The following is a 6,447-nucleotide window of genomic DNA, read 5'->3' as shown; positions in this document are numbered from 1 at the left end:
GGTCGCCAATGAGAGACGCCCACTACCCTGCCGCGTGGCGTCGATGCCACGGGGCGGGGCAGTGGGCGTCGTTGTTGGGTGGCGCCGCTTAGGAAGCGGCGGTCTCACGCTCGCGGGCGCGGATGTCACGGCGCAGCTCGGGCGGGAGGGCGAACAGGAGGTGCTCGTCGGCGGAGGTGACCTCCTCGACGTCGTTGAACCCACGCTCGGCCAGCCAGACCATGACGCCGGTGACCAGCTCCTCGGGGACCGAGGCGCCGCTGGTGACGCCGACGGTCTCGACGCCCTCCAGCCAGCTCGCGTCCACCTCGGTGGAGTCGTCGACGAGGTGGGCAGCCGGTGCGCCGGCGTCGAGCGCGACCTCGACCAGACGCACCGAGTTCGAGGAGTTCGGCGAGCCGACGACGATGACCAGGTCGACCGCGCTGGAGATCTCCTTGACGGCCACCTGACGGTTCTGCGTCGCGTAGCAGATGTCGTCGCTCGGCGGGCCCTGCAGGTGCGGGAAGCGCTCGCGCAGGGCCTTGACGGTCGTCTGCGTCTCGTCGACGGAGAGGGTGGTCTGGGAGAGGAAGGCGACGTGCTCGGGGTCGCGCACCTTCACCTTGGCGGCATCCTCGGGACCGTCCACCAGGTGAATGCGGTCAGGTGCCTGGCCGGTGGTGCCGACGACCTCCTCGTGGCCCTCATGGCCGATGAGCAGGATGTCGTAATCCTCGCGGGCAAACCGACGCGCCTCGGAATGCACCTTGCTGACGAGCGGACAGGTTGCGTCAATGGTGCGCAGTTGACGCGAGGAAGCCTCCTCGTGCACGGTCGGCGCGACCCCGTGCGCTGAGAAGACCACGGTGGCGCCCTGTGGTACCTCGTCGGTCTCGTCAACGAAGATCGCGCCCTTGGCCTCCAACGTCCGTACGACGTGGAGGTTGTGCACGATCTGCTTACGTACGTAGACCGGCGATCCGTAGAGCTCCAGCGCCTTCTCCACGGTCACGACAGCTCGATCGACACCGGCGCAGTAGCCGCGCGGCTTGGCAAGAAGGACCCGGCCCATGCTGGTCAGTCTACGCGGTGAGGGCCCTGCTGGAAGAGCCGCGGGCGATGCATCACGTGTCGGCGACATCGTCCGCTCCACCTCCGGCCACGGTCGCGCGGACTCTTCTGGACCTGTCGGACGGACCGGCTACGGTGCCCGAATGGCCCTGACCTCGACACCCGAACAACCCTTGCCGGTTCGCACGGTCTCGCGCGCCGTCGGCGACTGGGTCCACCGGCTCGGCCGGGTGTGGGTTGAGGGACAGGTCACGCAGCTCGTTCGCCGGCCCGGAATGGGCACTGTTTTCCTCACCCTCAGGGACCCCGTCGCGGATGTGTCGCTGCGGGTTACCTGCTCGCGAGCGGTCAGTGACGCTGTCGGCCCCGCGCTCGTGGACGGCGCTCGGGTCGTCGTGTGGGGCAAGCCGTCCTTCCACCCCGCCCGCGGCACGCTCGCCCTCGCGGTGGTGGAGATCCGTCCGCTCGGCGCGGGTGCCCTGCTGGCCCGGCTGGAGCAGCTCAAGGCCACGCTGGCCGCGGAGGGCCTGTTCGCGGCGTCCCGCAAGCGGCGCCCGCCGTTCCTGCCCTCGGCCGTCGGGTTGATCACCGGGCGCGCCAGCGCCGCGGAGCGCGACGTCGTCGAGAACGCGCGCCGCCGCTGGCCGGCGGTGCGGATCGTGCTGCGGGAGGTGGCCGTCCAGGGCCCGCTGGCGGTGTCCCAGGTCATCGACGCGCTGCGCGAGCTTGACGGTCGGGCCGAGGTCGAGGTGATCGTCATCGCCCGTGGCGGCGGGTCGATGGAGGACCTGCTGCCGTTCTCCGACGAGGCGCTGGTGCGCGCCGTGGTGGCCGCTCGCACCCCGGTCGTGTCGGCGATCGGACACGAGCAGGATGCGCCGCTGCTCGACTTCGTCGCCGACGTGCGCGCCTCGACCCCCACCGATGCCGCCAAGCGGGTGGTGCCCGACGTCGGCGAGCAGTCCGTCGCGGTCGCCCAGCTGCGGGCGCGGGCGCGCCGCGTCGTCGAGCACCGGCTGGACCGGGAGGAGCGCCGGCTCGCGGACATGCGGGGCCGCCCGGTCCTCGCGGTGCCCGCCCGCGACCTCGCCCGGCGCTCGGACGACGTCGCCGCCCTGCTGGCCCGCTCCCGGCGCTGCGTGCATCACGCGCTGGACGTGACGGCACGCGATCTGGTCGCCACCCGCGCCCGGGTGCGGGCGCTGTCCCCGGCGGCGACCCTCGACCGTGGGTACGCCGTCGTGCAGCGCGCGGCGGACCGCGCGGTCGTGCGCGACCCCGCGGAGGTCGGACCGGGCGAGCGGCTCGCCATCCGGGTGGCGGGCGGGGCACTCGGGGCCGCCGTCACCGAGGACTGAACCGACCACAGCGCGGGCGTCGGCGTCAGGCGTCGCGGGTGGGGTCGGTGGCGGCAAGCCGGGCACGGGCGCCGTCGAGCAGGGCCTGGCAGGTCCGGGCCAGCTCCTCCCCGCGCTCCCACAGGGCCAGTGACTGCTCCAGGGTCACCCCGCCCGCCTCGAGCTGGCGGACGACCTCCTCCAGCTCGGCGCGGGCGGTCTCGTAACTGACCGCCGGCGGCCCAGGGGGATCGGGCGCTTCCGGTGCGGGCGAGTTCGGTGCGCTTCGGTTCGGTCGTGCGGGCCGCCCGCTCCCGGGAGAGTCGCCGAACGTTGTGGAACCAGGACTTTCAGACATCGCCACCTCCGCGCCCCTGCATACCCAATTTCTGGCCAATGCGATGCCATGGCCCGATCGTGACGCCTCGTACCTCCGCGCGGCTCGGGCGAAAATTCGACGCGGCGTGTCACGAGTATTCCCGACCGGATCCGGCGCCACGCCGGGCGCCACCCGAAGCCGGAAATGCCGCACTCCGTCGGCGCAACGTGATATCAATCGGGCGACAATCATGGTCGAAGCGGGTTGGCCTGGCGGAGATCCATAGTGCAAGGTCACTGCAGGACGTTTCAGATTGGTGGTGGTCCGTGAATGTGCGGGCCCCACTCGGCTGGCCGCCCGTCCGCTTCGGGCGGTCCGGAGGTACACCACATGCCCGGCGCACGTCCGTCGCTCCGACGCCAGGCCGTCGTCGGTCGCTCCCGGGGGCGAGTCCCACCCGCCTCCCCGAGAGGTTCGGTCCTGCTGCGGCACGACCTCGCCGGCACGGCGTCTCGCGACACCAGCTCCACCGATCAGGGCGGTCGGGGTGACCGGGCCAACCGGCGCATCCTGGCCGGCGGGCCGCTGCTGCGGCGCGCGGCTGGTCTCATCCTCGGTCTGGCGGTGCTCATCCCGGCGGCTAACGCCTGGGATGGCTCGCACGGCTCGCACGGCCATCCTGTGCCGTCCGAGCGGCCTCCCGTAGCCGCGGGAGCCAGCCAGCGCTGAGGTAGTCGAGGTCGGCCCCGCCATCGCAACGATTCCGGCAGTACTGGATACCCGGACCCGCAGGTCCGGGTATCCAGCCCGCGGCGTCGACAGCGGCTGGCATCGGCTCCGGGCCATTCGGCGCACATTGCGTGCGTGCCGCCCCGGGCCGCGAGCCATTCGACGCGAAGTCTCGGCGGACAAATCGATTCTTACCATTTGGGTAAATTTAAGTATCTTGCGGAGATGGCGGCCGGAAACATCCACCGGGATGCTCGGCGTTCCGCGTCGCTCTCGGCTTTGCGTTCGGGTTCCCGCGCGGACGATCCGCGGGCCGTCAGGCCCCGCTGGGCTGGACCGACTGGAGCGATTCGGCGAGGGCGACCAGGTCGGCCTGGGTCGCGCCGCCCTTCCCGCCGCCGTCGTCGATGATGACCGTGAGGTCCCTGTCGGTCCGGCTGATCGCGAGATGGCCGTCGGCGTCCGGGCGCTGCTCCCAGGGAGCCCCGTCGACGTCCACGGTCCCGTGCGGCGGCCGGTTGCCGAGCAGCTTCTGCACCGCCTTCGGCGCGTTGCTCTCCCGCAGCCGGGCGTACGTCCGATGGCCGGACCGGTCGATGACGTAGCCGATCGTCGCCTCGGCGATGTTGCCGCCGTCGGAGCTGCCGGTGGGGCCGGTCAGCCGCAGCGAGGTCGGCTTCCAGTACCCGGGCAGTCCGGCGGGGGCGAGCGGGGTGTAGGACGTCTGCCGGGCGAAGGCCGCCATCGGCCCGGCCGTCGCGACGACCTTGACCGCTGTCTCGTCGCTGCCTCGCGGCATCACGAAGATGACGAAGACCAGAACGCCCGCCATGACCGCGGCGAGGGAGAGGATCATGTCTCTGATCGTTTCCTGGCCGCGTCGCTGTCGTTGTGCCACGCCCCCATCTTCCAGGTCTCGGGGGGCCGGTGGTGGGCCGGGACCGGTTCGGGCGGCCCCTTACGGCACCGGTGTGGCGGGGATCTCGCCCACAGTGGGTGCCGTGGAGGGGGGTGGAACGCCGACGGGCAGCCGTCACGCCCCCTCCGCGTGACGGCCGCCCGATCGAAGCGTTTGACGCCTGTATGCACCGGAAGGTTGCGCGCAAGTTTTCGACTCCCCGGCTGTCACGCGCACGACAGACTGGATGCCTCGGTTCGTCTGACACCGAGCGATGCTCCGGGATATGTTTGGCGGGGCTTAGCCTGTCGCGAGGCTGGCTATCTCGGGCGCCTGCGGGGTAGCCGAACTAGGCTCACAGCCGTGCCTTCCGCTCCCGATGCCTTCGCCGCCAGGTCCTCCGACTCCTCGGCTGTGCCCGACACGCTGGCCGTGCAGGGGCAGGCCCCGGACCGCAACCTTGCCCTCGAACTCGTCCGGGTGACCGAGGCCGCCGCGCTCGCCGCGGCGCGCTGGGTCGGCCGCGGTGACAAGAACGGCGCCGACGGTGCCGCCGTCGACGCGATGCGACGGCTCGTCGGCACCGTGTCGATGCGCGGTGTCGTCGTCATCGGTGAGGGGGAGAAGGACGAGGCCCCGATGCTGTTCAACGGCGAGCAGGTCGGCTCGGGCGAGGGCCCGGAGTGCGACGTCGCCGTCGACCCCGTCGACGGCACCACGCTCACCGCCAAGGGCATGAACAACGCCGTGTCCGTCATGGCGGTCAGCGAACGCGGCTCGATGTACGACGCGAGCGCCTGCTTCTACATGGAGAAGCTGGTCGCCGGGCCGGAGGCGGCGGACGTCGTCGACATCACCGCCTCCGTCGAGGACAACATCCGGGCCGTGGCGAAGGCGAAGGCGATCCACCCGCGCGACGTCACCGTGGTCGTCCTGGACCGCCCGCGGCACACCGAGCTCGTCGAGGAGATCCGCGCCGCCGGCGCCCGCGTGAAGCTCATCTCCGACGGCGACGTCGCCGGCGCCGTGATGGCCGCCTCCGCCGACACCGGTGTCGACCTGCTGCTCGGCATCGGTGGCACGCCGGAGGGGATCATCACCGCCTGCGCCGTGACGTGCCTGGGCGGGGTGATCCAGGGCCGGTTGTGGCCCAAGGACGAGGCCGAGCGGAGCAAGGTCGTCGCGCTCGGGCACAACCCGGAGCGGGTGCTGTCCACCCGCGACCTCGTTGCCAGCGACAACGTCTTCTTCGTTGCAACGGGAATCACAGATGGTGAGCTGCTGGCCGGGGTACGGTACCGCCCGGGTGGCGCCAGCACGTCGTCACTGGTGATGCGCTCCCGCTCGGGCACGATTCGCCGGGTCGACAGCCAGCATCAGCTCACCAAGCTGCAGGCCTACTCCACCGTTCCGTTCTGATCTCACCGCCGGGAGGCGATCGCGTGGCGCGGCTGTCCCCCGCGGCGTTGTTCGTCCGGCTCGACCGGCCAGGGCCGCATGGCAGTGCGGCGGAGGTCCGCACGCTGGCGGCTGCCGCCCGCCGGTTCCTCGCCCATCCCCGCCCGCCGGTGCTGCTCGGCTGCGTGGGGGGGCTCGCCGCCGTGCGCGCGGCCCGCGGGCCGTGGCGGGCCCGGGACACTCGGATCGCCGTGGCTGCCGCCGTCGCGCAGCCGTTCGTCGAATGGGGTGTGCACCGGCTGGTGCTGCACGCCCGCCCGGCCAGCCGGCTGGGCGCCGTCGGCTACCAGCTCGCCGGCTATGGCCACGAGCAGCACCACCGTGATCCGGCCGACCTGGACACCATGTTCCTGCGCCCACGCGAGGTCATCACCGGAACGGCCGCGGCGGCCCTGCCGGCGCTGCTCGGACCGCCCTCGGCGGCGACCGCGGCGCTGTGCGCGGGTGTCGGCGTGCTCGCCTACGACTGGACGCACTTCCTCATCCACACCCGGGTCCCACCGCGGACGGCGTACTACCGGCGGGTCTGGCGCGGCCATCGCCTGCACCACTACCGCAACGAGCGCTACTGGCTCGGCGTGACCAGCCCCCTCGGGGATCTGGCCCTGCGCACGAATCCGCCGCGGGACGCCGTTGAGCTCTCCCCGACCGCC

Annotated in this window: 7 protein-coding genes; 4 read left to right on the top strand and 3 right to left on the bottom strand. The window is 72.0% G+C overall.

Annotated features, from left to right (window positions below; translation table 11 throughout):
• Nucleotides 1–88 precede the first annotated feature (88 nt).
• Complete coding sequence (locus tag NBZ85_RS25885; RefSeq protein ID WP_261559635.1) at nucleotides 89–1,054, bottom strand: 4-hydroxy-3-methylbut-2-enyl diphosphate reductase; 966 nt, start codon at nucleotides 1,052–1,054, stop codon at nucleotides 89–91.
• Between the two features lie 142 nt (nucleotides 1,055–1,196).
• On the opposite strand from NBZ85_RS25885, the gene xseA reads away from it, so the two are divergent.
• Nucleotides 1,197–2,411, top strand: coding sequence for an exodeoxyribonuclease VII large subunit (gene xseA, locus NBZ85_RS25880; protein WP_261562773.1), 1,215 nt, complete (start codon nucleotides 1,197–1,199; stop codon nucleotides 2,409–2,411).
• Nucleotides 2,412–2,436: 25 nt separating this feature from the next.
• On the opposite strand, the gene NBZ85_RS25875 is transcribed toward xseA, so the two are convergent.
• Nucleotides 2,437–2,748, bottom strand: coding sequence for an exodeoxyribonuclease VII small subunit (locus NBZ85_RS25875; protein WP_261559638.1), 312 nt, complete (start codon nucleotides 2,746–2,748; stop codon nucleotides 2,437–2,439).
• A gap of 351 nt (nucleotides 2,749–3,099) precedes the next feature.
• Here NBZ85_RS25875 and NBZ85_RS25870 point away from each other — a divergent pair, with 351 nt between their 5' ends.
• Entirely contained in the window at nucleotides 3,100–3,438 is a 339-nt protein-coding gene (locus NBZ85_RS25870; RefSeq protein WP_261559639.1) for a hypothetical protein, read from the top strand.
• A 316-nt stretch (nucleotides 3,439–3,754) separates the two neighbouring features.
• Here the strand turns inward: NBZ85_RS25870 and NBZ85_RS25865 are convergent, their stop codons facing one another.
• A complete protein-coding gene (locus tag NBZ85_RS25865; protein ID WP_261559641.1) occupies nucleotides 3,755–4,336 on the bottom strand; it encodes a DUF4245 domain-containing protein in 582 nt (193 codons plus the stop codon).
• A gap of 363 nt (nucleotides 4,337–4,699) precedes the next feature.
• Between NBZ85_RS25865 and glpX the strand changes: the two genes are divergently transcribed.
• The gene (gene glpX / locus NBZ85_RS25860; protein WP_261559642.1) at nucleotides 4,700–5,755 is read left to right on the top strand and encodes a class II fructose-bisphosphatase; all 1,056 of its coding nucleotides are present in this window, start codon (nucleotides 4,700–4,702) and stop codon (nucleotides 5,753–5,755) included.
• 23 nt (nucleotides 5,756–5,778) lie between these two features.
• The coding region (locus NBZ85_RS25855; RefSeq protein WP_261562772.1) for a sterol desaturase family protein at nucleotides 5,779–6,447 on the top strand (669 nt) is incomplete at its 3' end.

Origin of the sequence: Frankia tisae (assembly GCF_025403405.1) — a bacterium.
Taxonomy (GTDB): Bacteria; Actinomycetota; Actinomycetes; order Frankiales; family Frankiaceae; genus Frankia; species Frankia tisai.
Note: the sequence above shows the minus strand (reverse complement) of the source record. Positions and strands in the feature narration are given on the sequence as shown.

Excerpts from the sequence above, each read along its gene's own strand:
- NBZ85_RS25870 (WP_261559639.1), top strand. The coding sequence starts at position 3,100 with ATGCCCGGCGCACGTCCGTCGCTCCGACGCCAGGCCGTCGTCGGTCGC.
- xseA (WP_261562773.1), top strand. The coding sequence starts at position 1,197 with ATGGCCCTGACCTCGACACCCGAACAACCCTTGCCGGTTCGCACGGTC.
- NBZ85_RS25885 (WP_261559635.1), bottom strand. The coding sequence starts at position 1,054 with ATGGGCCGGGTCCTTCTTGCCAAGCCGCGCGGCTACTGCGCCGGTGTC.
- NBZ85_RS25875 (WP_261559638.1), bottom strand. The coding sequence starts at position 2,748 with ATGTCTGAAAGTCCTGGTTCCACAACGTTCGGCGACTCTCCCGGGAGC.